Source organism: Nitrospirillum amazonense (genome assembly GCF_007828035.1).
Taxonomy (GTDB): domain Bacteria; phylum Pseudomonadota; class Alphaproteobacteria; order Azospirillales; family Azospirillaceae; genus Nitrospirillum; species Nitrospirillum amazonense.
Genome location: NZ_VITV01000003.1, coordinates 99443 through 123493, shown reverse-complemented (window position 1 = coordinate 123493; position 24051 = coordinate 99443). Strand labels below are relative to the sequence as shown.

22 protein-coding genes are annotated in these 24051 nt (G+C 69.2%); 13 read left to right on the top strand and 9 right to left on the bottom strand.

Going from position 1 to position 24051, the window contains the following annotated elements; all coding sequences use genetic code 11:
- Window positions 1–162 precede the first annotated feature (162 nt).
- The 5 genes from FBZ87_RS08490 (at window position 163) to FBZ87_RS08470 (ending at window position 6358) form a co-directional block, all read left to right on the top strand.
- A complete protein-coding gene (locus FBZ87_RS08490) occupies window positions 163–1359 on the top strand; it encodes a hypothetical protein (protein ID WP_145609922.1) in 1197 nt (398 codons plus the stop codon).
- A gap of 8 nt (window positions 1360–1367) precedes the next feature.
- Window positions 1368–1688 carry a hypothetical protein gene (locus tag FBZ87_RS08485; protein WP_145609921.1) on the top strand — a complete coding sequence of 107 codons (321 nt, stop codon included), beginning with the start codon at window positions 1368–1370 and terminating at the stop codon, window positions 1686–1688.
- Window positions 1689–1814: 126 nt separating this feature from the next.
- Complete coding sequence (locus FBZ87_RS08480) at window positions 1815–2120, top strand: hypothetical protein (protein ID WP_145609920.1); 306 nt, start codon at window positions 1815–1817, stop codon at window positions 2118–2120.
- Window positions 2121–2706: 586 nt separating this feature from the next.
- Window positions 2707–3888: a DUF3142 domain-containing protein gene (locus FBZ87_RS08475; protein ID WP_211106896.1), complete on the top strand. Its 1182-nt coding sequence runs from the start codon at window positions 2707–2709 to the stop codon at window positions 3886–3888.
- Window positions 3875–6358, top strand: coding sequence for a hypothetical protein (locus FBZ87_RS08470; RefSeq protein WP_145609918.1), 2484 nt, complete (start codon window positions 3875–3877; stop codon window positions 6356–6358). The genes FBZ87_RS08475 and FBZ87_RS08470 overlap by 14 nt, the downstream gene beginning before the upstream one ends.
- Here FBZ87_RS08470 and FBZ87_RS08465 read toward each other — a convergent pair.
- Complete coding sequence (locus tag FBZ87_RS08465; protein WP_145609917.1) at window positions 6351–8285, bottom strand: phospholipase D-like domain-containing protein; 1935 nt, start codon at window positions 8283–8285, stop codon at window positions 6351–6353. The two genes, FBZ87_RS08470 and FBZ87_RS08465, sit on opposite strands and share 8 nt — an antisense overlap.
- Window positions 8286–8475: 190 nt before the next feature.
- On the opposite strand from FBZ87_RS08465, the gene FBZ87_RS08460 reads away from it, so the two are divergent.
- The 5 genes from FBZ87_RS08460 to FBZ87_RS08440 all read left to right on the top strand — a co-directional run bounded on the left by FBZ87_RS08460 (window position 8476) and on the right by FBZ87_RS08440 (window position 12523).
- Window positions 8476–10596, top strand: a complete 2121-nt coding sequence (locus FBZ87_RS08460) for a tetratricopeptide repeat protein (RefSeq protein WP_145609916.1) — start codon at window positions 8476–8478, stop codon at window positions 10594–10596.
- 146 nt (window positions 10597–10742) lie between these two features.
- Entirely contained in the window at window positions 10743–11204 is a 462-nt protein-coding gene (rpsF, locus tag FBZ87_RS08455; RefSeq protein WP_145609915.1) for a 30S ribosomal protein S6, read from the top strand.
- Window positions 11201–11482 carry a 30S ribosomal protein S18 gene (rpsR, locus tag FBZ87_RS08450; RefSeq protein ID WP_044561423.1) on the top strand — a complete coding sequence of 94 codons (282 nt, stop codon included), beginning with the start codon at window positions 11201–11203 and terminating at the stop codon, window positions 11480–11482. The genes rpsF and rpsR overlap by 4 nt, the downstream gene beginning before the upstream one ends.
- A 12-nt stretch (window positions 11483–11494) precedes the next feature.
- Window positions 11495–12055 (top strand): 50S ribosomal protein L9, encoded by a 561-nt coding sequence (gene rplI / locus FBZ87_RS08445; RefSeq protein WP_145609914.1) that lies wholly within the window; start codon window positions 11495–11497, stop codon window positions 12053–12055.
- A 120-nt stretch (window positions 12056–12175) separates the two neighbouring features.
- Complete coding sequence (locus FBZ87_RS08440) at window positions 12176–12523, top strand: hypothetical protein (RefSeq protein ID WP_145609913.1); 348 nt, start codon at window positions 12176–12178, stop codon at window positions 12521–12523.
- 21 nt (window positions 12524–12544) lie between these two features.
- Here the strand turns inward: FBZ87_RS08440 and FBZ87_RS08435 are convergent, their stop codons facing one another.
- From FBZ87_RS08435 to FBZ87_RS08415, 5 genes are read right to left on the bottom strand one after another with little or no spacing between them, the layout of a single operon-like run.
- Window positions 12545–12889 carry a 4Fe-4S dicluster domain-containing protein gene (locus tag FBZ87_RS08435; protein WP_145609912.1) on the bottom strand — a complete coding sequence of 115 codons (345 nt, stop codon included), beginning with the start codon at window positions 12887–12889 and terminating at the stop codon, window positions 12545–12547.
- An 11-nt stretch (window positions 12890–12900) separates the two neighbouring features.
- Window positions 12901–14508, bottom strand: a complete 1608-nt coding sequence (locus FBZ87_RS08430) for an FAD-binding protein (RefSeq protein WP_145609911.1) — start codon at window positions 14506–14508, stop codon at window positions 12901–12903.
- An 11-nt stretch (window positions 14509–14519) separates the two neighbouring features.
- On the bottom strand, window positions 14520–15404 hold the full coding sequence (locus FBZ87_RS08425) for an NADPH-dependent oxidoreductase (RefSeq protein ID WP_145609910.1): 885 nt from the start codon (window positions 15402–15404) through the stop codon (window positions 14520–14522).
- 20 nt (window positions 15405–15424) lie between these two features.
- The gene (locus FBZ87_RS08420; RefSeq protein ID WP_145609909.1) at window positions 15425–16363 is read right to left on the bottom strand and encodes an ABC transporter substrate-binding protein; all 939 of its coding nucleotides are present in this window, start codon (window positions 16361–16363) and stop codon (window positions 15425–15427) included.
- Window positions 16350–17240: a TauD/TfdA dioxygenase family protein gene (locus FBZ87_RS08415; RefSeq protein ID WP_145609908.1), complete on the bottom strand. Its 891-nt coding sequence runs from the start codon at window positions 17238–17240 to the stop codon at window positions 16350–16352. Before FBZ87_RS08415 ends, FBZ87_RS08420 begins: the two co-directional genes overlap by 14 nt.
- 199 nt (window positions 17241–17439) lie before the next feature.
- On the opposite strand from FBZ87_RS08415, the gene FBZ87_RS08410 reads away from it, so the two are divergent.
- The gene (locus tag FBZ87_RS08410) at window positions 17440–18732 is read left to right on the top strand and encodes a hypothetical protein (protein ID WP_145609907.1); all 1293 of its coding nucleotides are present in this window, start codon (window positions 17440–17442) and stop codon (window positions 18730–18732) included.
- On the opposite strand, the gene FBZ87_RS08405 is transcribed toward FBZ87_RS08410, so the two are convergent.
- Entirely contained in the window at window positions 18729–20816 is a 2088-nt protein-coding gene (locus FBZ87_RS08405) for a methyl-accepting chemotaxis protein (protein ID WP_145609906.1), read from the bottom strand. The genes FBZ87_RS08410 and FBZ87_RS08405 overlap by 4 nt on opposite strands.
- Window positions 20817–21135: 319 nt before the next feature.
- On the opposite strand from FBZ87_RS08405, the gene FBZ87_RS08400 reads away from it, so the two are divergent.
- A complete protein-coding gene (locus FBZ87_RS08400; protein ID WP_211106895.1) occupies window positions 21136–21426 on the top strand; it encodes a 4Fe-4S dicluster domain-containing protein in 291 nt (96 codons plus the stop codon).
- A gap of 11 nt (window positions 21427–21437) precedes the next feature.
- Here FBZ87_RS08400 and FBZ87_RS08395 read toward each other — a convergent pair whose 3' ends face one another.
- Together FBZ87_RS08395 and FBZ87_RS08390 are read right to left on the bottom strand one after the other, a co-directional pair.
- Window positions 21438–21875, bottom strand: a complete 438-nt coding sequence (locus FBZ87_RS08395) for a MarR family winged helix-turn-helix transcriptional regulator (RefSeq protein ID WP_145609904.1) — start codon at window positions 21873–21875, stop codon at window positions 21438–21440.
- 263 nt (window positions 21876–22138) lie between these two features.
- Complete coding sequence (locus FBZ87_RS08390; RefSeq protein WP_145609903.1) at window positions 22139–22633, bottom strand: hypothetical protein; 495 nt, start codon at window positions 22631–22633, stop codon at window positions 22139–22141.
- Window positions 22634–23075: 442 nt separating this feature from the next.
- On the opposite strand from FBZ87_RS08390, the gene FBZ87_RS08385 reads away from it, so the two are divergent.
- Entirely contained in the window at window positions 23076–23999 is a 924-nt protein-coding gene (locus FBZ87_RS08385) for a hypothetical protein (protein WP_145609902.1), read from the top strand.
- Window positions 24000–24051 lie beyond the last annotated feature (52 nt).

The window sequence follows — 24051 nt, the reverse complement described above, 5'->3', positions numbered from 1 at the left end:
CCGCCTGCTGATCGGCCCCACGCGCGCCATTCCCGCCGGCATGCGGCGCTATGCCCTGGGCGGGCCGACCTGCAGCCCCATTTGGCGGGACGCCCGCGTCATCAAATACCTGCATGGCCTGGATGCGATCGGCCGCCTGCGCCTGCGCCGGGTGGTGCAGGGGTGGACTTCCGCGTCAGCGACACGCAACTCATCGACCAGGCGATGCGCGACCTGGCCATGGGCAGCCTCAGCGCCTTCCTCATCCCCCGTGCCGTCGCCCCGCTCTCGCCCCCACCCGTGGACCCGCCCCGGCACGACCAGGGGGACGAGGATCCTCCGGGCCAGCCCTCGCAATGGTCGGTGACCGACCGCGTCGTCGCCACGCTGCGCCGCTGCGTGCCCCTGCTGCCGCGTGAGATGCAGCAGGCGGCCAAAAGCCTGTTCACCCGCGAGACGCTGTACTGGCTGGCCGGCTTCCTGGTGGTATGGGCCGGCGGACACCTGGCGGGTTATGGCGAGGCCATCGACGTCATCCTGCTGGGCGTGGGCTACGCCATGGTGGGCTGGTCGGTGTTCCAGGGCCTGAACGACCTGGGCCACGGCATCGCCCTGGCCACCACCGCCAAGACACAGCACGATCTGGACGAGGCCGCCAAACGCACCGCCGCCGGCCTCACCATCCTGACCATCAACGCCCTCATCGCCCTGGTCGCCAAGGTGAAGCCGGCGTCGGGCGGTAAGCGCCCGGTGGCGGAGGAACTGCCCCCGCCGCCGGCGGACCCGCCGTTGCCGCCAAAGGTGCCCAAGCCCGACCTGAAGACTTTACGGGAGCAATATGCCGAGCAGATCAAGGATGCTAAAACGTTTGAACCCCAGGGGCTCACTCGTGAAGAGGGAAAGCGGTACTTGGATAGCGAACAGGGGGCGCAGCTCCTGCAAGAACTTAGTGCTGCCGATCCGAAAGCAAGTTTCAGTCAGGTTTACGAACGCGGTTTGGGCATGGTCAGATCAGGATCAGACATTCCAGAGCTGCGCAAAATATCAAGCCCGTTAGTTAAGATCGTTCCCCAGGGGGCTAGCGTTACCCCTTACTCACCATATTTCACCACCATGGAACATTTGGATGAGGCGATAGCGTCGGGAAAAGGATTGGATGAATATTTGGCATTACCGATAACTAGCAGCGCACCCACGTATGACATTTACCAAATATCACCTCTCACTCAGGTGGATTCACCGGCGGTTTTTGTGAATAAAGTGGCACCTACGAGTGAGCTTGGTGGTTTGGTGCAGCACGTTGGCGGTGCGACACAGTACATCGTGCCAAATAGATCATTATGGGGAAGTCCGATCAAAATCGGATCGATAGGAAATTAGAGGAAAAAATGAATCAAGATCTTATAAAGAGACTTGCGACTGATCTAGAAGCGTTGCTGTGGCGTTATGCGAATCAGGAGGCGGAGGCAGCTTCCCTATTGAAGGAATTGGAGCCTATAATTCGAGAGGCGAAGTCGGGAAATATTATAGTACCTCTCGAAGATGTTCCGGGGGCGTGGCTTTTCATTGAGGGAAAGTTGAGAAAATATAGTGACCTCGAAGATGTGTACGCGCAGTTCAAAATTCAGGTCGTGGAAGCGGAAAATCCGACATTCAAAAGAATACGGGACGAATTTTTTAGAAGGAAGGCTGAACGGGAGAAAACCTGATATCGGATTGAAATTTCCATTGGCGGCCATGGCTGTGCAGCAGCGGTGTCAATCACGCCATCCGGATGCAGGGAAAGCGTGGCTGGCATTGCTCCCTATCAAGCCGCCTCCTACGGGAGAAGGACAATGGATCAGGAGCGCCTCAAGCAGTTCGCCCTCGAACTGGAAGACGCGGCACGCCGCTATGCCGCAATGGACCCGGAGGTGAGATCCTTCGCTGGTTCGGTCGAGGGTGTCAGCGCCGACGCAAAAGCGGGAAGGATTCTGACGCCGCTCGAACATATACCTGGGGACTATTATTTCAGTGAAGGTACTCTGCGGAAGTATCGCGACCTCGAGCACGCTTACTCCAAATTCCAGATAGAGGTCACAGGTGGTGAACCGCCAGCATTGATCGCTTTCAGAAATAGGGTGAACGCCCAGAAGAATTAGCTCCTTATGGTAAGGATCTATTGGGATTCAATCATCCGTGCCCACCGGTATCATCGGTAAAACTGAAACATGGGTCATTCCGCCTTCGGTAGCGCATGAAGCGATTGCCAAACCCATCGGAGACGTTGGAAAACTCGAGCAGTTACTGGGCTTGGATCCAGGATATCTTGGCAGTTCTCCAGTTCGAGTGGACATTCCGGCATCTGCCGGATACCGCATCCCCACAGGAAATAAGTTCGCGGCAAATAATTTCTGGCGTCCGGGTGGGCTCACGTGGCTAGGAGGCCTACCTGAAGCTGTTATATATCCCGTGACACCGATTATCTCCTGAAAGCCGCCCCTCTGGCGAGACCGTCGGGCGGCGGGTTTGAGGTTAGCTTCAGGCGCACCTTCGGCGGCTTGGAAATTCCGTTTCGGCGGGGCCGGCGCGACGGTAGAATGCGTCCGTCCAGCCTACCCTGCCGCCCGTCCCCCTCCCATGCCCCTGCCCAGGCCCCGGATCCTTCTGGCCGCCCTGTTCCTGATCTGCGCCGGCGCGGCGGCCGCGGGCCTGATGCCGTCCCACCCTGCGCCCCATTTGGGTCCATTGCCTACCCCCTTGCCCAACGACATCTATGTCTGGCAGCGCGCCTGGACGTCCGCGCTGGGTCAGGCCATGGACCAGGCGGCGCCCGACGTCGCCGCCTGGCGTGTGCTGGCGTCGGAGGTCTCGGCGGAGGGGCGCGTGGCCCCCGCGCTGCTGAACGATGCGCGGTTGGAGGCCCTGCGCGCGCATCTGGCCGGCCGGCCGGTCATCCTGGTGGTGCGCATTGACGGCCGGTTGAGCGATACCGATTCCGCCCCCCTGGTGGCGGCGGCCCTGGCGCCGCTGGAACGCTGGCGCGAGGCCGGAGTCGCGGTGGCGGGGCTGGAGATCGACCATGACTGCCCGACAGCGCGTCTGCCCTTCTATGCCCGCTTCCTGACGGACCTGCGCGCGCGGCTGGGCGGCGGGGGACCAAGTCGCGGGGACTTGGGCGGCACGCGCCTGTCCATCACCGCCCTGCCCACCTGGCTGCCGGCCCCTGCGCTGGCCGACGTGGTGGCGGTGCCCGATGAGGTGGTGCTGCAGGTCCATGCCGTGGCCGCCCCCACCGACGGGCTGTTCAACCCGGCCCAGGCCGCCCGCTGGGTCGCGGCCTACGGGCAGCACTTCGGCTCGCCCTTCCGCGTGGCGCTGCCCGACTATGGCGCGCGGGTCAGCTGGGACGCCGACGACAGCCTGGCGACGGTGGAAGGGGAAACGCCCCTGCTGGGCGGCGGCGCGCATGCCGCGGAGCTGATGGCCCGGCCCGCTGACGTGGCCGCCTTCCTGAAGACCTTACGCGCCGAGGCGCCGCCCAACCTCAAAGGCATCGCCTGGTTCCGCCTGCCCACCGCCGAGGATCGCCGCGCCTGGTCGCTGGTCACCTGGGCAGCCGTGGCGCGGGGGAAGACGCCCATCGGCCATATCGTCGTGCGGGCCGAGGCCACGGCGACGCCCGGCCTGTCATCCCTGGTACTGGTCAATGACGGTGCCGCCGATGCCGAGGTGCCCGCCGGCCTGGACCTGCCGGCTGCGTGCCCCCTGGGCGACGGTGCCAACGGCTATGCCCGCGATCCCCTGGCCCCCCAACCCCGCCTAGTGCGCCTGTCCCCCGGCCTGCTGCCGCCCGGGGAGCGCCGGGCGGTGGGCTGGCTGCGCTGCCCCGATTCCCCCTCACCGCTGGTGATCCATGTCCGCCCCTAGCCCTCGCGTCCTCACCCTGTCCGTCCTGTTGCTGACCGGTGTCGCCGGCATCGCCATCGCCTGCGGGCCGGACTTCCCCTGGCAATTGCTGGACCGGCGTGAGGTGACGCTGGCGGAGACGCCGGCCAACCCCTTCGCCTGGGAGGCGGCGCATCTGGTGGCAGCGCCCACCGACACGATGAAGGCGGTGGAGAACCGCTGGGCGACCGATGATACCCGGGCCAAGCTGCGCACCGACGCCGAAACGGCCGGCTTGCCGGCCGACGCGCCGGCCCAGATCGCCGCCCTGCGCGCGGCCGGGAACGGCGACAAGGCCTATGCCCTGGGGGAAAATCTGCCGGCTGCCGTGCGCCTCTACACCGCCGCCGCCGTGGATTATAAGGCCGGCCGGCTGGACCAGGCCGCCGCCCGCTTCCAGGCGATCCTGGACCTGCCGGCGGCCGATGGCGCCCCCCGCGCCGTCTGGGCCGCCTACATGCTGGGCCGGGTGGCGGCGAAACGCGAGCAGGCGGACACGGCGGTGGCCGCCTTTGCCAAGGCCCGCGCCCTGGCCCAAGGCGGCGCCCCCGACCCCCTGGGCCTGGGCGTGGCCAGCCTGGGTGAGGAAGCGCGCGTGCGCCTGGCGCAAGCGGGGCTGTCCCTGGTGACGACGGCTGAGACGGATGACGACACGGTGGCGGGCAGCCTGCCGGCCACCCTGCGGCTTGAGGCGACCGGACCGCTGGACGTGGCGGCCCTGTCCCAGGCCATCGGCCTCTACGCCCAGCAAGCGGCCCATGATTCCTATAATGGCGTGTCGTCCCTCAACATCATCGCCCTGCACCTGCTGGAACATGCCGAGCCCCTGAAGGCCGCCATCACCGATCCGCTGGTGCAGCGTCTGCTGGCCGCCCATGTGCTGGCGTTCGAAGAGGATCCGCCGCGCCAGGCCAAGGCCTGGGACGCCAGCCGCCATGATCCCGGCGAGGCGTACAAGGCCCCACCGACCCCGCATCTGGCGGCGCTGACCACCGCCTTGACGGAGGCCCGTATTGGGGACGCCGGGGGCCCCGCGCCAGCCGCCGCCGACCAACTGGCGGCCCTGGCCTACCGCAAGGGCGACTATGACCTGGCCGGCCGCCTGGCGGCGATAAAGCCGGGGCCGCTGGCCAACTGGGTCCAGGCCAAGCTGGCCCTGCAGAAGGGCGACCTGGCGCAGGCAGCCAAGTTCTACGCCCAGGCGTCCGCTGCCTTCCCCGCCACCGGCCCCGCCACCGGCCCCGCCACCGGCCCCGCCACCGGCGACGACCCCCAGGGGGGTGCCCTGTCGGCGGCCGAACGCGGCCGTCTGGCCGGTGAAGGCGGCACCGTGGCCCTGGCGCGGGGCGAGTACGTGGCGGCGCTGGACCAACTGATGCCTATGGCCGACACCTATTGGGGCGACGTGGTTCACATTGCAGAGCGGGTGCTGACCGTCGATGAGCTGAAGGCCTATGTCGATGCCAAGGTGCCGGCCAGCGTCGTCGCCGGCTGGACGCAGACGGTCGACAACAAGCAGTGGCCCAACACCCTCCTGGACACCATGGGCGTGGGCTACAAATACGATGAGGAGGCCGACCGGCTGCGCTACCAGGGTGCGTCCCTGGCATTGCGCAGCCTGCTGGCCCGCCGCCTGATGCGGGCGGGGCGGGGCAAGGAGGCGCTGGCCTATTATCACAACCCGGCCGTTGCCAAGGACGCGCGCGCCTACCTCGATGCGCGGGACGATGCCGGCAACGCCTGGTGGGCCGCCAGCCGCGCCCGCGCCTGGTTCCAGGCGGCGCAACTGGCCCGCACGAAGGGCATGGAGATCATGGGAACGGAGGGCGTGCCGGACGAGGCCGCCCTGCAGGGCGCCTACGATGCCGGCATCGGCCAAGCCATGCTGCCGCCCGCCGGGGCCCCGTATGTCACGGATGGGGAGCGCAAGCGTTTCGCCGACAGCGCGCCGCAGCCGGACCAGCGCTTCCACTATCGCTTCATCGCCACCGATGCCGCCGAGCATGCGGCCGACCAGTTGCCGCACACCAGCCAGGCCTATGCCGCCACCCTGTGCTGGGCGGTGACTTATGCGCAGGATCAGAGGATCGCCACCTGGACCGACGATCCCGCCACCATCGAGGATCCCTACTGGCAATCCGTCGTCCGCCGCATCATCGAGCGCGACAGGCAGGCGCAGGGCCGGGTGGCGGCCCTGTATCAGCGCTACCTGAAGACCGGCCCCTACCAGCCCTGGGCGGCCCATTTCGGCCGCGCCTGCCCGGCGCCGGACTTCGACGCCGCCGCCAAGGAGTGGTGGCGGGCGCCGGCCCGGCAGGCACATCACTGGACCCGGCAGAACCACCGCAAGGCGCTGATTGGCGGTGCGGCGGTCCTGGCCGTGCTGGTGGCCGGGACCGCCCTGCTGCTGGTTCGCCGCCGGCGCTCCCCTCCCGCCAAGGGCGTCAGCTGAGGAAGTAGTCCAGCTCCTTGCCCTTGTCCCCGGACAGGTAGGCGTCCTGCCACTGGTCGTTGGTGGACAGGAAACCGCCTTGCGGGGTGCTGGGGGCCGGCTGTCCCTTCAGCAGGGCGTCCCGCTCCCGCTCTTCCAGGATGGCGCGCTGGCGGTAGTGCTCATAGACGTCCAGGACATGCACGGCATAGGCCTGGGCCAGCGGCTGGTTGCCCTGGATGATCAGCAGGTTGTCGTCGTTGGCGTAGGAGGCCTTGTAGCCCAGGTTGTGGCTGCCGGTGATGACAACGCAGTTGGGGGAGAAGGGGTCGATCACCACGATCTTGTCGTGGATGATGGCGGCCCCGGCGGTCAGCAGCTCGGGCTGCAGGTCGCCCGTGGGCATGTCGACGGCGGCGGCGCGCACCACCAGCACCTGCGGCGCGTCCTTGGGCGCGTAGACGGAGGGCTTGGGGATTTTCGCCCCCTGGGCGCCCTGGGCATCCGTATCGTCGCCCGTGTCATCGCTGCCGCTGGCATCCCCCTCGATGGGCAGGGCCTGCGGGCTGCTGACAGCGCCCATGACCATCAGCTCGGGCCGCTGCTTGCCCAGGTCCACCGCCGCCTCGATGATGCTCTGCTTGCCTTCGACGGAGGGGTAGAAGGTCAGGAACAGGATGGCGTGCTGCGCCTGGTCCATCAGCTGGAAGACGTCGGCCAGATCCGGCGGCGTGGCCGACGTCTTGGTGGTAGCCAAGGTGGTCGGCGCGCACCAGACGCGGGGGTTGCTGGTAGAATCCGGATAGGCGTGGCCGTCGGCCCGGCGCAGGGGCTTTCGCTGGACATTGTGGTTGGGCGCGCCGGTGTCCGCCTGCACCGGGAAGCTGGCCGTGTCCGCCTTCAGCCGGTTCCAGTAATCCAGGTAGACCTGCGCCAGGGTGGCGTTGTGGGTGATGATGGTGTTGTTGGACTGGGTGCACAGGCCCGTGGGCGTCCAGTTGGTGCTGCCGGTCAGCAGGGCCAGCGGCCGGTCGCCCGCGTCGGTGCGCACCAGGAACTTGTTGTGGCCGATATGGGCGCTGTTGTTGAACAGCCGGTCGATGACCTCCCCCGCCGTGCCGCGCAGGGTTTGGCGCGCCGCCTGGTTGGTGCGGTCCCAGACGGGGTTGGTCTTCGTCGCCTCCCCCGCTGTCGACAGGATCGGGTGCAGGCGGTCGCCCAGCCCGGTCAGGCCCGCCACCAGTTCCTGGTCCGACAGTTCATAAAGGGCGGCATAGACCTTGTCGGTCGGTCCCACCTGTTCCAGGAAATCGGTCAGGGTGGGCAACACGTCCCCGGTCAGGAAGGTGCGGATGGCGTTGCCCGGCTGCCGCACCTGGTTCAGGACATAGCCCTTGCTGGGCGCCTGGCCGGCGGGGGTGTGCAATTGCTGGCGCAGATTCTGCGTCGACAGGATGCCGTTGGTGAAGACGGCGGTGAAATCATCATAGGTCCAGGTGACGGTGATGGGGTTGGTCACCACCGCGTCGCCGCAGATGAACAGCGGCCGCGGCGTCCCCGTATAGGCACCGGGCTGCGCGCTGCTGAACGTCTCCGTCCGCTTGACCCAGTCGGCCACCGGTTCACGGCCTGGTGCCTCAAAGCCGACGGGGATGATCTCATAATGGCAGGTGAAGGGCTGGCGTATCGACAGGCTGTCGCGGCTGCGCCGCAGGGTCAGGTCGCGCCAGGAGAATTTCTGAATGGGCCAGACGCTGGTGTCCTGCTGCTGCCAGTTCGGGTTGGACTGGTCCGTGAACGCCACCCAGGTGGGCAGCAGCCGGCGCTCCCCATCGGCATGCACGCGCGTGACCATGAAGCCCAGCAGGCCGTCGATGCGCGTGGCCGGGCGCCACGCCAGATAGGCCACTTCGTTGTTGCACCAGGCGCGTGCGGGAACCTGAGACATGGGCGACCTCCGTCACGTTAGGAGAGGTCATGGTGCGCCCGGGATGTGACGGTCACGACCATAGCGTGCACGCCTGTCGATGTACTTCCTCGGGTAGAGTTTGGAGGGTTGGGCCTGGAAACCGCGGCGCCATCGACGGGGGGGCCGTCGGCAGGCTAGTCTGCGGCCTGTCATCGCGTGGGGAAACGACATGAACCGCAACCAGCGCCGCCTGGACAAGAAGCAGGGCGCGCCCGCCGTGCCGGCGGTGGCGCAGATGCTGTTCAGCCAGGCGACGCAGTACCACCAGGCCGGCCGCCTGGCGGAGGCTGAGGCGGCCTACCGCAAGGTGCTGGCGCAAGCCCCCCGCCATGCCGACGCGCTGTACCTGCTGGGCGTGATCCACCACCAGACCGGCCGGCATGCCGACGCCGCCGACCTGCTGGGCCAGGCCGTGGCCGCGAAGGGCGACGCCCCGCACATGCAGGCCGCGCTGGGCACCGTGCTGCTGACCCTGAACCGGCCGGCCGACGCCGTGGCGGCCTTGCGCCGCGCCCTGGCGCTCAAGCCCGACCAGCCGGAGGCGCACACCACCCTCGGCAACGCGCTGAAGAACCTGGGCCGCCTTGACGAGGCCGTCACCCATTATGAGAGCGCCATCGCTCTGAAGCCGGACTATGCCAACGCCCACAACAGTCTGGGATATGCCCGCCAGGCGCAGGAACGGCTGGATGAGGCCGCCGGCCATTACCGCCGCGCCCTGGCGCTGAACCCGCGCCTGATCCTGGCGCAGGTCAACCTGGGCAAGACGCTGATGGCCATGGGCGACCTGGCGGGGGCGGAGACGGCGTTGCGCCAGGCCCTGGCGCTGGACGCGGCCCATGCCGACGCGTTGAACAATCTGGGCGCGGCGCTGCAGGCGCAGGATCGGACGGATGAGGCCACGGCCTGCCTGCGCCAGGCGGTAACCCTGGCGCCCGACGACGCCGACGCCCACCTGAACCTGGCCCGCGTGATGGCCAGCGACCTATTGGTGCGCGACCCCGGTCTGTTGCGCCAGGCACTGTCGCATGCCGAGCGGGCGCTGGCGCTGCGCCCCGGCCATGGCGCCACGCTGGATGTGCTGGGCACCATCCTGCAGCGCCTGGGCCGCCTGACGGAGGCGGAGCGCCATTTCCGCGCGGCGCTGGCCGTGACGCCCGATGACGCGGAAATCGTCCACAACCTGGCCACCACGGTGCAGGCCCTGGCCCGCCAGGATGAGGCGGAGGCCTTGTACCGCCAGGCGCTGGCCCTCAACCCCGATCATGCCGACGCCCGCTATTGCCTGGGCACCACCCGCCTGGCCGCCGGGGATCTGGCCAGCGGCTGGCCGGATTACGAGGCGCGCTGGCGCGGGCGGCAGCTGGCCCCCTTCTGGCGCCCCTTCCCCGTTCCGCAATGGCGGGGCGGGAGCCTGGCAGGCAAGCGCCTGCTGGTGTGGGGGGAACAGGGCCTGGGGGATGAGATCCTGTTCGCCAGCCTGCTGCCCGACCTGCACCGGCGGGTGGCGGCGGAGGGTGGGCAGCTGGTGGTGGAGTGCGCGCCGCGCCTGGTGGGCCTGATCGGCCGCGCCCTGCCGGGCGTGGTGGTGCGGGCCCCAACCTCCGCCCCCGGTGCACCCACGCTCACGGACATGGACCTGCACCTGCCCATGGGCAGCCTGGCTGGATTGCTGCGCCCCCGCCTGGCCGACTGGCACGGTGGCGCCCCCTTCCTGGCCCCGCGCCCGGATCTGGCCGCGCTGTGGCGGGACCGGCTGGACCAGCTGGGTCCCGGCCTGCGCGTGGGCATCAGCTGGCGCAGCGGCATCCGGCGCGGCGACCGCGACGGCGCCTACACCACCCTGGCCGACTACGCCCCGGTGCTGACCCTGCCCGGCATCATTCCCATCACCCTGCAATACAGCGCGCCGGAGGAGGAGCTGCGGCCGGTGGAGCAGGCCCTGGGCCTGACCCTGCACCGCTGGCCCGACCTGGATTTGCGCGAGGATATCGAGGGGGTGGCCGCCCTGACCGCCGCACTGGACCTGGTGATCACCGCGCCCACGGCGGTGGGGGAACTGGCGGGGGCGCTGGGTGTGCCCTGCTGGCGCCTGGGCACCGACCATGACTGGTCCATGTTTGGCGCCGGCGCGCGGCCGTGGTTCAACACCATGGCCGTCATCCCGGCGGCGCCGCAAGGGCCGGCGGCGGCGGGCTGCGTCGCCCTGGCGGCGCAACGTCTGCTGGCGCTGACGGGGATGCGGGCAGACCACCTTTTCCCTTGCCCCTCGGACGGCGTTCCTATATAAGCCCGCGCTTCAACCGCTCCTTGCCGGTGCCTTTGCCATGGCGCCGGCTAGGTCCGTGCGGCTGGCCCACCCCCTGGTCCCCGGAATGATCCGGCGCCCCGGGCGGGAACAGCGGCGGACCATGTAACAGCCATGAGGAGTATCAAATGGCTTTGTACGAGACCGTGCTGATCGCACGGCAGGACATCACGTCCGCCCAGGTGGAAGGCCTGACCGAAACCTTCACCGGTATCCTGAAGGAGAACGGTGGCCAAGTTGCCAAGGTCGAGCAGTGGGGTCTGAAGACCCTCACCTACAAGATCAAGAAGAACCGCAAGGGCCACTACGTCTACTTCGCCCACGATTCCGCCCCGGCCGCCGTCGCCGAGATGGAGCGTAACATGGGCCTGAACGAAGACGTCCTGCGCTTCATGACCACCCGCATCGAAAAGATCGAGGAAGGTCAGACCGCGATGCTGTCCAACAAGGGCGATCGCGGCGAGCGTGGTGAACGCGGCGAGCGTGGCGAGCGCGGTCCGCGCCGCTTCGAGGATCGTGGTGACCGCGGCGATCGCGGCCCCCGTCCGCCCCGCCGCATGGAAGCCTCTTCTGAAGGAGACCGGGCATGAGCTTCGGCACCCAGGGTAACGCCGGCGCCCCGCGTCCGGCCGGTGGCGGCGGTGGCCGTCGTCCGTTCTTCCGTCGTCGCAAGACCTGCCCCTTCTCCGGTCCGAACGCCCCGGCGATCGACTACAAGGACGTGAAGCTGCTGTCGCGCTTCATCTCCGAGCGGGGCAAGATCGTGCCCAGCCGCATCACCGCGGTTTCGGCCAAGAAGCAGCGTGAGCTGGCCCGCGCGATTAAGCGCGCCCGCTTCCTCGCCCTGCTGCCTTACATCGTGAAGTAAGGAGTAGGAACGATGGAAGTCATTCTGCTGGAGCGCGTCGAGAAGCTCGGCCGCATGGGCGAAGTGGTCACGGTGAAGCCCGGCTTCGCCCGCAACTACCTGCTGCCCCAGAAGAAGGCGCTGCGCGCCTCCAAGGACAACCTGGCTTTCTTCGAGAGCCAGAAGGCCAAGCTGGAAGCGCAGAACGCCGAGCGCAAGGTCGAGGCCGAGAAGGTCGCGTCCAAGATCAACGACCTGTCGGTCATCATCATCCGCCAGTCTGCCGAAACCGGCATCCTGTACGGTTCGGTGAGCGCCCGTGACGTTGCCGAGGCGGTCACCGCCGCCGGCACCGCCGTGGAGCGCAACCAGGTCGCCATCGACACCCCGATCAAGACCCTGGGCCTGTTCAAGGTCCGCCTGGTCCTGCATCCGGAAGTGTCGGTGAGCATCACCGTGAACGTCGCCCGCACCACCGAAGAGGCCGGCCTGCAGGCCGCCCGCGGTGGCATGGTCGCCGGCCAGCGTGATGACGAGGACGAGGAAGAGGTGGTGGAAGCCGCCGACGAGGCCACGGAAGAGACCGAGGCCTGATCCTTCGCCGGATCATCTGAATAACAGGACGGCGCGGTTCTTCGGGACCGCGCCGTTTTGCTTTTGCGCTTCCGCCAGTCGCCGTCTAGCCTGCGCTGAATTCTGATGGGGATGGGGATCATGGCAACGGAAGCGGGCGGATTGCGCCAGGCGGCCAAGTGGGTGGCCATCATCGGCTTGGCCGGCAACCACGTCCTGGCCTACCAGCAGGCGGTGGACCGCATCCGCGCCCCGTCCCGCGCCCTCGCCGACATGGCCGGCGCCATCGGCCAGATCTTCGGCCAGTCGCCCGACCGCTTCAAGGCCGGCGACCTCAGCCTCGGCGACAAGATCGACCTGTTCGTGAACCCCTACACCTCCGTGCGCGACATGGCGCATTGGGAGGGGTTGAACCACCTGCTGTTCTGGCCGGGCCTGGCGGCGTTGATCCTGTTCCTGATCCTGACCTTCGGTGGCAAGCGGGCGTAACGCATCCGGGCGTAACGGCCCTCAGCCCGCCCGCGCCCGCGCGAACAGCTCGCCCATGCGCCAGTGCAGGTTGGCATGGGCGGGGTCGCCTTCCCATTCGTTCCAGCCGGAATCGCGGCGGAACTGGCCCAACAGGCCGGACGCCATGATGGATGCCGCATCCACGGCCACCGGCTCATCGCAATTGGGCGCCACGTACAGGGCGTCGGCCTGGCAATACAGCTCACACAGGAAGCAGGTTTGACAATCCTCCTGCCGGGCGATGAGGGGCAGGCCATCTGTGCCGCGCTCGAAGACGTTCGTGGGACAGACCTGGACGCAGGTGTCGCAACGAGTGCAGCGGTCGTCGACCACCAGTTCGATCATGGTCGTTCCCCTCAGGCGACGTTACTGCGCCGGGCCGGGCTGCGCTGAGCTGGGCCATCGGCGCGCACCCAGACGGTGTCCAGGCCGCCCGACAGCAGGCGATGAGCCAGGTCGGGGTTGAGGCCGGGCGCATCCTCCCGCCGGTGCAGGCCGCGCGTCTCCCCCCGCGCCAGGGCCGTGGCGGTGCTCCAGCGGGCGCAGGCGACCAGGGCCGCCGCTTCGCGTGCCCGCACCCGGGCGGTGGCATCGGGTCCCGGTGCCAGGCGGTCACGGGCATCGCGCCACAGGCCATCCAAGGTCGCCAGCGACTGGGCCAGGACGGGCCCGCGCCGGAACAGGATCTTGTCATAGGGCAGCATCTCCGCCCGCACCCCCTCCGTCAGGTGGCGGGTCAGTGCCGCCGCGTCCTTCAGGGCGCCCGCGGTGGGGCGCAAGCCTGCGCCGCCAGCGGCTTCCACCCCCTGGTGGGCGCGGCGCCCCCGGGCGCTGGCCAGGCGGGCGGCGGCCTGGCCGGACCAGGTGCCCGACGACACCGCCCAGGCGGAGTTCTGCGCCCCGCCGCCGGAGGTGGCGCCGGCGATCAGTTCCCGCGTTGCGGCGTCGCCGGCGGCATAGAGGCCGGGCACGTCGGTCTGGCAGTCATCGTCCACCAGGCGCAGGCCGCCGGTGCCGCGCACCGTGCCCTCGCCATGCAGGGTAATGGGGAAACGCTGGGTGAAGGGGTCGATGCCCTGGCGTTGGAAGGGCAGCAGGATGGCGGGCTGGATCTGGGGCAGGATGGCCCGCAGATCCGCCGGCATGCGCGCCAGCGTGGCATAGACCGGGCCGGCCAGCAGGGCGCGGGCCAGCGGCAGCGTCACGTCGGGGTTGCCGCCGGTGTCGATCTGCCGGCCGTCGGCATCGAAATAGTCGGCGAAGGCATAGGAGGCGGAGCGGGTCTGGGTGGAATGCCGCTCCGCCACCGTGTGGTAGGTAGAGAACTCCATGCCCGACAGCCGGGCGCCCGCCTCCGCCGCCATCAGGTGGCCGTCGCCGGTGTTGGTGCGGCTGCCCAGCAGCTTGGACAGGAAGGCGCAGCCGCCGGTGGCCACCACCACGCCGGCGGCGCGCACCGTCCAGTTCCCGCCCTCCCCCTGCCGGCGCAGCCCGCGCGCGCCGGCGACGGAGCCGTCGGCATGCAGCAGCAGCTCCAGGGCTGGACTGTGGTCCAGGATGCGCACGCCCGAGGCCTCGGCATAACGGCGCAGGGCCCGCAGGTACTCCGGCCCGCGCAGCGACTGGTAGTGCGGCACACCACCGGCGGTGACCGAATGCCGGTAGTAGTCCGCCAGCGTGGGCAGCGTACGCCAGGTGGTGTCGATGATGCGCGCCATCCAGCGCGGGTCGGCCAATCCGAGGGCGCGTGCGTCCCGGTCCCGCACCGCCTGGGCGCGCTTCTCCGGGTCCGGCGGCACCCACCAGTGGTTGGGCCCAGCGGTGGCGGTGACGCCGCTGGTCCCGCAATAGCCCTTGTCGGCCAACACGACCTCGGCCCCGGCCCGCGCGGCGGCCACGGCGGCCCAGCATCCGGCCAGGCCGCCGCCGATGATCAGCACATCGGCTTCCAGATGAAGCGACATGCGGGCGGGTCTCAACGCAGGGGGCAGCCGAAATCCAGCAGCGTCTGGCGCAGGCGGTGACGCCCGGTCAAGGCGGCGGGTCCGCGCACGCGGTTCGTCACCGTCTCGCTCCAGTCCGGGGCGGCGATGCCCTGCTCTGCGTAATAGGCGCGCACCTGGCCGTCATAGTCGGCGATGGCGGCCTCGGCCCCGGTGGCGTCGTAGCGTTCGTGATGCAGTACCACGCTCTGCGGCAGGCGGGGCTTGATGCCCGTGGGCCGGGCGGGATCGGCATAGCCCACGCATAGGCCGAACAGGGGCAGCACCTTGGGCGGCAGGCCCAGCTCCTGCGCCACAGCCTCCGTCTCATTGCGCAAGGCTCCGATATAGACGGTGCCCAGGCCCAAAGATTCCGCCGCCACCACGGCGTTCTGCGCCGCCAGGGTGGCATCCGTGATGGCCACGATCAGGGTTTCCAGATAGTCGAGCCCCGCCGCCTCCCCCACCTTGGCCTTGGCCAGGGTGTCCAGGCGCGACAGGTCGGCCAGCCAGACCAGGAACAGGGGCGCCTGCTCGATATGCGCCTGGTTGGCCGCCCAGGCGGCGAAGCGGCCTTTACGCTCCGCATCGGTCACCGCCACCACGCTCCACGCCTGCAGGTTCGACGAGGTGGGGGCCGACTGCGCCGCCGCCACCAGGGTCTCCAGCGTGCCCTGGGGCAGCGGGTCGGGCCGGTAGGCCCGCACCGACTTGTGCGACAGCAGGCCGGTCAGCAGGTCGTTCCACTGGTCCGGGCCCAGCGCTTCCGCCTCCAGCGGCACAGCGCTGCCGTAGCGACGGCGGAGCAGATCGGCGACCGGGTGGTGGGTGCGGTCACGGCGCTGGGCGAAGGCCGGAACAAGGGTGACAACGCTCATGGGATCGGTCTCCGCGACGATTAGGGGTTCAGCGAGAAGCTGCGGTCGTAGGTGGGTGCCACGTTCACGGGACGGGGAATGACGCCGGCCTCGAAGTACAGGTCGGCCACGGCCTGGTGCACGGCAACGGCGTCGTCCGTCACGGCCGGCAGCACGATCACCTGCTGGCGGGAAAAGGTGAGGGTGGCCACCTCGATGGGCGTGCCGGTGTCCCGGGCATAGGCCTCCGCCTGTTCCTTGCGGTGGGCCTGCGCCCACTGATAGGCGCGGCGGACCCGGGCGATGAAGTCGGTCAGTTGGGCGCGCTTGGTGGCGATGGCGCTGTCGCTGGCGACGCCGCATTCCACCTCGCGCACGGTGCCCTGGCTGCCGACCAGGATGCGCATGTGGTCCTGCAGCTGGGCGGCGGCGACGTAAGGGTCCCAGATGGCCCAGGCGTCGATGGACCCGCTGGTCAGAGCCGCCTTGGCATCGGCCGCCGTCAGATAGACCAGGGTGACCTCGGCCAAAGGCACGCCCGCCTGCTTCAGTGCCGCCACCACCAGCAAATGCCCGGGCGAACCGCGCACTAGGCCGACGCGATGGCCGCGCAGGTCGGCGACCGTGTGGATGGGCGCCTTGTCCGGCACCACGATGGCGCTGCCCCCTTGCCCGAAGTCCCAGACATTGATGGTCTTCAGGCGGGCACCGGCCGCCAGCGCGAAGGTCGTGGTGGCATCGCCGACATAGCCGAAGTCGATGGCATCGGCGTTCAGCGCCTCCACCAGAGGCGCGCCCACGGGGAACAGCGCCCATTCGATGCGGTAGGGCACATGGTCCAGTTCCCCCGCCGCCTTCAGCAGCACCTGCACGGCGCCGCGCTGGTCGCCCACGCGCAAGGGCGCCAGCTCAGCCGCCGACGCCGGCACGGCGAAGGCGGCCAGCAGCGCCGCCAGGACCAGGCCCTTAAAGATCCGCATAATGAGCCTGGTCGGCGATCAGCACGCGCTCCACCACGCGGGGGAAGTCGCCGTAATTGCGCACGGCGTAGTGCACTGCGGCGCGGTTGTCCCAGAAGGCCACGGAATTGGGCCGCCAGGAGAAGCGCACCTGGTATTCCGGCCGCTTGTATTGGGCGAGGATCAGGTCCAGCAGCTCCCGGCTTTCCGCCAGCTCCACGCCCAGGATCTGCGGCTTTTGCGAGTAGTTGACCCACAGGATGGTGGCGCCCGTCTCGGGATGGCGGCGGGCCACGGGGTGGGCGACGATGGGATAGTCCTTGCCCGCGCGGTTCAGCGCCTCGCGGAAGTCGTGGGTGACATGCAGCCCTTCCAGCCGGCGCTTCACCGCCTCCGGCAGGCCGTTGTAGGCGGCCTCCGCATCCACCCAGATGGTGTCGCCGCCTACTTCCGGAATGGTCACACCGCGCAACACGGCACCCCAGGCGGGGACCAGGCGCCAGCTGGTGTCGGTGTGGTATTTGTCTTCGTACGGCGTCGCGACCTTGCCGGCCTTGGCCGCGGCGGCCGCCCGTTCCTGCTCGTACTTGGCGAAGTCCGCCGCCGTGATGCCGTGCACCTGCGGGTTCTTGTCCACGCCGGCGGTGGTGGGGTGGGTATAGATGGGGCCGAAGCGCGCGGCGAAGGCCACCTGCTGGTCGCGGGTGATGTCCTGGTCGCGGAAGAACACGACCTTGTGGCGCAGCACGGCCGCCTTGATGGCGTCGCGGGTGGCATCATCCAGAGGGCGGGACAGGTCCACGCCGCTGATCTCCGCCCCGATGGTGGGCTGCAGGCGGCGAATGACCAGGTCGCCCGCCTGGGTGCTGTCGGCTTGCTTCAACGATACTACGCCCATGTCATGCCTCCGGCTGGGCGGCGGCAATGGATCTGCCGCCGTCGATGGGAAATCGGGGTGAAGGGATGTCGTGAAGGGGAGTGTAGGACAGATCAGCCGGTGAGAAATTTTAGAAATGGTGCAGGCCGTCTTTCGATTTCTTAAATGCCCGTCTTGGGTTAAGGCTCTGCCGTCCCCAGGTGCTATCGGGATGCCATCTATGCCGCGACCCCGTTTTTCCTATGTCGTCCTACTGGCGCTGACGTTGCTTTTCAGTGGCCGGGCCGGGGCCGCGTCCAATGCTGCCTTCATCACCCTGGTTCCCGAGAGCGATGGGCTGACGGCCGCCTATCACCTGGACAGCCCCGTCACCAGCCTGATCCTGGGCCGGGGCCCGGTCGCCTGGCAGAACCCGGTATGGCGGGTCGAGACGCCGGGAATGGAAATACGGGGCCCGGAGGTGCGGGCGACCGACGGCCACGCCTTCAGCGACTTCACCCTGCGCATCCAGGAGGACCGCCGCTTCGTCGACCGCACCTATCCCGTGCTGCTGCGCCTGGGGGATCGCGGCTTCCTGGTCTACGGCCCCTTCCTGATGGCGCGCTCGGCCGGCATCGGCACGGGCCTGAAGCATGGCATCGTCACCACCCTGCCGACGGGCAGCCAAGCCCTGGGCGGCTATTTCTTCGCCGGCCCCGCCGACTATGTGACCCCCGTCGATGCCAAGCGGCCGGATCTGGGGCGCCTCATAGCCCGGCCCGATCTTCCTGACGCGTGGCGGGCGGAGGTGACGCCGGGCCTGTCCCGTGCGCTGGCCTATTACCGAGCACGCTTGGCGCCGCGCGACGCCGTATCCCCCATCATCGTCTACCAGGACCGGCCGGCCCCCTTCCTGCGGGGCAGTGTCACCGGCGGCGGCATGCTGCTGCTGCAGATCGGCGGCGTCTGGCGCGTGCCGCGCCTGGAACTGAAGCCGGAGCGGAACCGCCTGCTGGCGCACGAGGTCTTCCACCTGTTCCTGCGCCGCCACGATGCCGCCGACTTCCCCGACTGGATGAACGAGGGGGCGGCCGACTACGCCGCCGGCCTGGTCAGCCGCCATGGCGCCCTGCCCACCTTAGGCGAGGTGCAGATACAGCTGGACCTGTGCGTCACCAGCCTGGGCGACCGACCGCTGGACAGCCCGGCCACGGTGGCGCGCAACCGCATGCCCTACGCCTGCGGCTTCATCGCCCACTGGCTGGTGGACAGGGCCTTGCGGCAGGGACGGACGGACAGTGACGCCGCCCTGTTCGCCCTGTGGGCCGACATGGCGACGCGTGACGATGTCACCGCCGGCGACAGCCTGCGCCAGGCGGCGGCCGGGGTTCCCGCCGCCGCCCGGGCACTATCCCTGCTGTTGACAGGGTCTGGCGGCGGCCGCTGGGCCTTGTGGGCGGCCGCCGTGTCGGAAACGGGGGTCCCGGCCCGCTACACCGACGGCCCGGACCCCCGCGTTCTCCTATTGCCTTAGGCCGCCCGGATGCCCGCCAGGAAGCGGTCCACCGCGTCGCGCAGGCGGTCGGCGTCGCCGGTCAGGCCCTGCGCCGCGCCGTGCATGTCGGCCACGGTGCGGCCCGTCTCCCCCACCGCGGCCGAGACGTCGGCCACGTTGCGCGAGACATCGCGGGTAGCGTCAGCGGCCTGGCGGACGTTGCGGCTGATCTCACCCGTGGCGGCGGCCTGCTCCTCCACCGCGGCGGCAATGGCGGTCGATACCTCGCTCATGTTGCGGATGGAATGACCGATGGTGCCGATGGCGCCCACCGCCTGGTCCGTCGCCTTCTGGATGGCGGTGATCTGGGCGCCAATCTCATCGGTGGCCTTGGCCGTCTGGCCGGCCAGCTGCTTCACCTCGTGCGCCACCACGGCGAAGCCCTTGCCGGCCTCCCCCGCCCGGGCCGCCTCGATGGTGGCGTTCAGGGCCAGCAGGTTGGTCTGGCTGGCGATGTCGTTGATCATCTTCACCACGTCGCCGATGCGCTGCGCCGCTTCCGCCAGGCTGGCGACGGTGCCGTTGGTCTGCTCCGCCTCATCCACCGCCCTGGACGCCATGGAACTGGAATGGGCCACCTGCTGCCCGATCTCGCGGACGGAGCTTTCCATCTGTTCCGCCGCCGCCGAGACGGTCTGCACGTTGCCCGAGGTCTGCTCCGCCGCCTCGGCCGCCGCCGCGACCTGGGAGGAGGTGGCGTCCGCCATGCCGCCCAGGGCGCCGGCGATCTGGGTCAGCTGGTGGGACGAGGCCTCCACCGATCGCAGAACCTCGCGCACCTGGGCGTCGAACTCGCCCACCAGGGCGTCCACGGCGCGGGCGCGGCGCTCGCGCCCCGCCTGCTCCGCCCGCTGCGCGTCCTCAAGCCGCTGGCGCTCCAGCGCGTTGGCGCGGAAGGTGCCCAGGGCGCCGGCCAGGTCGCCGATCTCATCCTGGTTGTCGGCGTAGGGGATCTCCGCCTCCAGATCCCCCCGCGCCACGCGCAGCATGACGCCGGTCATGGCCGTCATGGGACGGGTCACGCGCCGGGCCACCATGACCACGCCGCCAGCCCCCAGGCCCAGGCACAGCACCAGCAGCACGCCATCGACGATCAGCCGCCGCAGGGCCGCCTGCCCCTCATCCCGGGCCAGGTCGCGGGCGGCGTCCAGCGCCGCCATGGGCACGGCAGCCAGCACCTCGAACGAGGCGTTGCTGCGCGCCATCCACTGGTCGAGCGAGACCGGTGAGGGCGTGCCCGCCAGCACCGCCTTCTCGATCTGCTCATGCAGCCCCATCACCTCCTTGAAATAGGCGGCTTCGGCCGCGGCCATGGCCTGACGCACGCCATCGGGCACGTCCTCCCGCAGGCTCAGCGCCTTGGTCAGGCGCCAGCCGGCCTCCAGCTGGCCGCGCAGGCCGGCGGACTGGGCCTGCATGGCCGGGGCATAGGTCTGCCCCTGCAGCACGAACATCAGGATGTTGCGCTCCAGCCCCGCCGCGTCGCGGGTGACGTAGGAGGCGTCCTTCAGCGCGATCAGGCTGGCGAAGGCCGGGCTTTCCCGGCTGATGCGGGCGCCCAAGGTGGTGCCCACCGCCTCCAGCTTGGCGACCAGGCCGTCGGAGGCGGCGTTCCAGGTTTTGAACAGGTCGGCGGGGCGCTGGTCCTGCGGCTGCAGGACCGCCTTGTCGGCGACGGCGCGCACGTCGTTCAGCGTCTGGCGCGCGGCCGTCAGATCGGCCACGCCAGCCCCGGCGCCGCAGTCCAGGTCCGCGCACGCCGCCAGCACCTTGTCCATGGCCGGGTTGGACTTGGCCCGCAGGCCCGCCACCTCGGCCAGGGCCGCGGGGGAAGCCGTCGTCTTTTCCGGAATCAGGCGTTTGAACGCGCCCCGTTCCAGCCGGGTATTCTGCAGGGCGCGGAAGACGTCACCCACGGCATCGCCCATGCGGGCCGTGCGCGCGGCGCGGCGATAGTCGGCGTACGCGCCCGTCGTGGCGATGCCCAGCACCACCACCAGCACGGCCAACAGAATGCCCAAAACGGCGTTCAACAGAACGGCGATGCGCACGGATTTCAGCATGCCAAACACCAGACCCCCCCCTGTCCCGCCGGCGCCGACACGGGCCGGGCCCTCCTCGCGGGACTACAGGGTTATGGTGGGCGTCGCCTCACCCTTGGAATAGATATCCTGATGTATTGCTATCAAAGGCGAAGCCCGGTTCGGAACGCGAGCGGTCGCATCCAGAACGGCATCCACCACGGCGCGCGACCAAGCCTGGCGCGGCTGTTTCCTTAGGCTCGGACGCCCGGGCGTGGAGCGTTTGGGGACGCGAATTTCCGGGCGTGGGACGGCCCGGTACACTGACGCGAGTGACCACCCGTAGTCACGGAGGAATATCTTGGCCGACACCGCGTCTTGCAAGCAGCCCCCAGGCATCATCGTCCCGCGCATCGACCGCAACCGCTGCGAGGGCAAGGACGACTGCGTGCGCGTCTGCCCCTATGACGTCTTCGAGATCGGCGTGCTGCCGGCGGCGGAAAGGGGGGAACTCAGCCTGGGTGGCCGGGTGAAGGGCTTCTTCCACGGCTATCGCCAGGCCTTTGCCGTGCGGGCGGACCAGTGCCGCGCCTGCGGCCTGTGTGTCAGCGCCTGCCCGGAACATGCGATCACCCTTATCCGCGCCGCGTGAGGTGGGGCGCCCTACCCCTCCAGCCGGTCGAACAGGGTGCGCAGCAAGGGCGAGAGGCGCCGGATCTCATCCCGGTGCACCCGCGACAGGCCGGCCAGCAGATCCTCCGCCGCTGGGGTCAGGCTGATGACCACCTGGCGCCGGTCCTCCGGCCCCGGGGCGCGGCGCACCCAGCCGTTGCCCTCCAGCCGGTCGATCAGGCCCACGGCGCTGTGCGGGCGCACGCACAACCGCTCCGCCAACTCCCCCACCGTGACATGGTCGCGGCCAGGATACCCCTTAATGGCCAGCAGCGCCTGGTGCTGCTGCGCCGTCAGGCCGGCGACGGCGGCCGCATCCTCGCTGAACGACAGGAAGCGGCGCAACACGTGGCGGAACTCCGCCAGCAACTCGTAATCCGCCTTCTCCAGCGGATCCGCCCGCTCGGGCACGGGGGGCGGGGTGGACATGGGGCGGTCGCTCCTTACAAGCCTTGGCACACCAAGAGAGCGCCCCTGGACCGGGAACGCAAGGCAGGGCTGAGGGAAGGCCTCTTCATAAATATCGTATTGCGATATATTAAGGCCACGGCCGCCTACCGGTGCTGTGACGCGACAGTAACCGGCTGGCACGGCGCGACCTGCTGGCGGTCCGCACCGTCAGCCACCTTCACGAGCAGCGGCGCGAGGCGCTGCTGCGCCTGGGTGGGCGGCAGGCAAGCTGACGCCGCCTCTCAGACCGTGAGTTCCACATGGTGGATCTCACCGTTCTGGGCCATCAGGGCCTGCAGATAGGTGGAAATCTTCCGGGCGCCGTCGCTGTGCACCGCCAGGCATTGCCGCAGGGCGTCGGCCAGACGGGCATTCTCCAGCCGTTCCGCGTCGCTGAGGTGGGCATGCTGGGGCGCCAGGTGGTCCACCACATGGTCCAGCTCCCGGCCGGCGGCCGGCGACGCCACTGGGGCCCCGCTGCGCACCAGCCCCCGCAGGTTCTGGCGCAGCCGTTCCTCATGGTCCGGTTCCAGCGCGCCGGTGGGGTCGACCTCATCCACGATATCGTCGAACAGGGAGCGGCCGTGACGCGCGCCCTCCTCCGGGGACTGACGACGGCGCCGGTCACGCTGCCGCGCCTCACGCTCCTGCACCGCGCCCACACGGTCGATATGAAGGGTCGCCGCCGGCGGCTGGGCGGGGGCAAGGTCCAGAACGGGCAAGGGTGCGACGATCATGATGCCTCCACGGTACAGCGAATCGGGCATGTCCACAAGAGAAGCACTTTTCATCGTTAGTAGAAGATGATGATTACGGCCAAAATTCGTCAATATCGCCGGCATGGTTACTGACCTCCGCCAAAGACATCGGCCTTGGCGCAGAAATCATCCCCGTGCTTTTTTAGGAGGCGGACCAAGCGGCGCCTATGCCCATTGGGGAACATAGACGGCGTTTCCCACCGCGCCGCGACCGGATCACCGGCCCTCCGGGAACCCGTCGCGCCAGCTGGAGGTTGCAAGCGCGCGGTATATCGCCCACGCGGTATATCGCCCACGACGGCTGCCCGCGGTGATTGATAGCCATTTTCCATCAAGGGGCTGTGCTGTACCGGACGAGGGCTTGCCCCGGTGGCCGGTGCCCAGTACGGTCGCGGGAAACGGCAGAAAAAGGACGTCCAGGATGGACATTACCGGCGAATACTTGGTCGCGGCCCCGCTGGATCTGGTGTGGGTGGCGTTGAACGACGCCGAGCTGCTGCGGCAGAGCGTGCCGCCGGGCTACGACAGCACCATCACCCTATCCGACCTGGACCCGCCGCAGGGGTGCGTCCTGCACGGCGATGGCCAGCAGGCCGCCGTCCGCCTGGTGGACGCGGGGGACGGTCAGACCCGGCTGGTGTTCAGCGCCACCGTCGATGCGGACGCCGAAGCGGACACCCGCGCCTTTTTCGCCCATCTGGCGAGCCTGCTGGCCACGGCCGCCACCACCAACCCCGCGCTGGTTGCCGATGTGGCCCTGGCCGAACCCGCCGTGGACGCCGCCGCCATCGCCGAGGCGGTGCCGGAGGAGGTGCCGGCGGATGCCAAACCCAAGCGCACCCGCACCAAAAAGGCGGTCGAGGTTCCCGCAGCCGGGCCAGCGACCGGACCTGAAACAGCGCCCAAACGCGCGCGCAAGCCCAAAGCGGAACCGGCGCCCGCCGAAGTACCAGCCGCCGACCAGCCCGCGCCCGCCGAGTCCATTCCCCTGGTGGAACTGGCCCCCTTGACCGAGGCCATGGCCCCCACCCTGGTCGCGGCGGCCCAGGATGGCGCCGCGCGCGACGAGCTGGCGGCGCAAACGCCCGAACCGGCCGCCTTGCCGCTGGAACCGGAAACCCACGCCCGCGCCATCGAGCACCAGGTGCGGCCCACGGAGGCCGAAGCCCTGGGTTCCGCCGGCATCTCCCTCCCGCCGGAGCCCGCGGCGCCCGAGCCCTCGGCGGACACGGCGCAGCCGGCCCCGACGATGGCCCATCCGGTCACCCACGCCGGCCTGCGGCCCATGATCTGGATCCCCCTCCTGGTGCTGGTCCTGCTGTTGCTGATCGTGCTGATCCGCTAAGCCGGCGTCATCAAGCCCCCCAGGCTGGTCCCGCAGGCTGGCAATCCTCGAC

Excerpts from the sequence above, each read along its gene's own strand:
- FBZ87_RS08485 (WP_145609921.1), top strand. The coding sequence starts at position 1,368 with ATGAATCAAGATCTTATAAAGAGACTTGCGACTGATCTAGAAGCGTTG.
- FBZ87_RS08480 (WP_145609920.1), top strand. The coding sequence starts at position 1,815 with ATGGATCAGGAGCGCCTCAAGCAGTTCGCCCTCGAACTGGAAGACGCG.
- FBZ87_RS08470 (WP_145609918.1), top strand. The coding sequence starts at position 3,875 with ATGTCCGCCCCTAGCCCTCGCGTCCTCACCCTGTCCGTCCTGTTGCTG.
- FBZ87_RS08465 (WP_145609917.1), bottom strand. The coding sequence starts at position 8,285 with ATGTCTCAGGTTCCCGCACGCGCCTGGTGCAACAACGAAGTGGCCTAT.
- FBZ87_RS08460 (WP_145609916.1), top strand. The coding sequence starts at position 8,476 with ATGAACCGCAACCAGCGCCGCCTGGACAAGAAGCAGGGCGCGCCCGCC.
- rpsF (WP_145609915.1), top strand. The coding sequence starts at position 10,743 with ATGGCTTTGTACGAGACCGTGCTGATCGCACGGCAGGACATCACGTCC.
- rpsR (WP_044561423.1), top strand. The coding sequence starts at position 11,201 with ATGAGCTTCGGCACCCAGGGTAACGCCGGCGCCCCGCGTCCGGCCGGT.
- rplI (WP_145609914.1), top strand. The coding sequence starts at position 11,495 with ATGGAAGTCATTCTGCTGGAGCGCGTCGAGAAGCTCGGCCGCATGGGC.
- FBZ87_RS08440 (WP_145609913.1), top strand. The coding sequence starts at position 12,176 with ATGGCAACGGAAGCGGGCGGATTGCGCCAGGCGGCCAAGTGGGTGGCC.
- FBZ87_RS08435 (WP_145609912.1), bottom strand. The coding sequence starts at position 12,889 with ATGATCGAACTGGTGGTCGACGACCGCTGCACTCGTTGCGACACCTGC.
- FBZ87_RS08430 (WP_145609911.1), bottom strand. The coding sequence starts at position 14,508 with ATGTCGCTTCATCTGGAAGCCGATGTGCTGATCATCGGCGGCGGCCTG.
- FBZ87_RS08425 (WP_145609910.1), bottom strand. The coding sequence starts at position 15,404 with ATGAGCGTTGTCACCCTTGTTCCGGCCTTCGCCCAGCGCCGTGACCGC.
- FBZ87_RS08420 (WP_145609909.1), bottom strand. The coding sequence starts at position 16,363 with ATGCGGATCTTTAAGGGCCTGGTCCTGGCGGCGCTGCTGGCCGCCTTC.
- FBZ87_RS08415 (WP_145609908.1), bottom strand. The coding sequence starts at position 17,240 with ATGGGCGTAGTATCGTTGAAGCAAGCCGACAGCACCCAGGCGGGCGAC.
- FBZ87_RS08410 (WP_145609907.1), top strand. The coding sequence starts at position 17,440 with ATGCCGCGACCCCGTTTTTCCTATGTCGTCCTACTGGCGCTGACGTTG.
- FBZ87_RS08405 (WP_145609906.1), bottom strand. The coding sequence starts at position 20,816 with ATGCTGAAATCCGTGCGCATCGCCGTTCTGTTGAACGCCGTTTTGGGC.
- FBZ87_RS08395 (WP_145609904.1), bottom strand. The coding sequence starts at position 21,875 with ATGTCCACCCCGCCCCCCGTGCCCGAGCGGGCGGATCCGCTGGAGAAG.
- FBZ87_RS08390 (WP_145609903.1), bottom strand. The coding sequence starts at position 22,633 with ATGATCGTCGCACCCTTGCCCGTTCTGGACCTTGCCCCCGCCCAGCCG.
- FBZ87_RS08385 (WP_145609902.1), top strand. The coding sequence starts at position 23,076 with ATGGACATTACCGGCGAATACTTGGTCGCGGCCCCGCTGGATCTGGTG.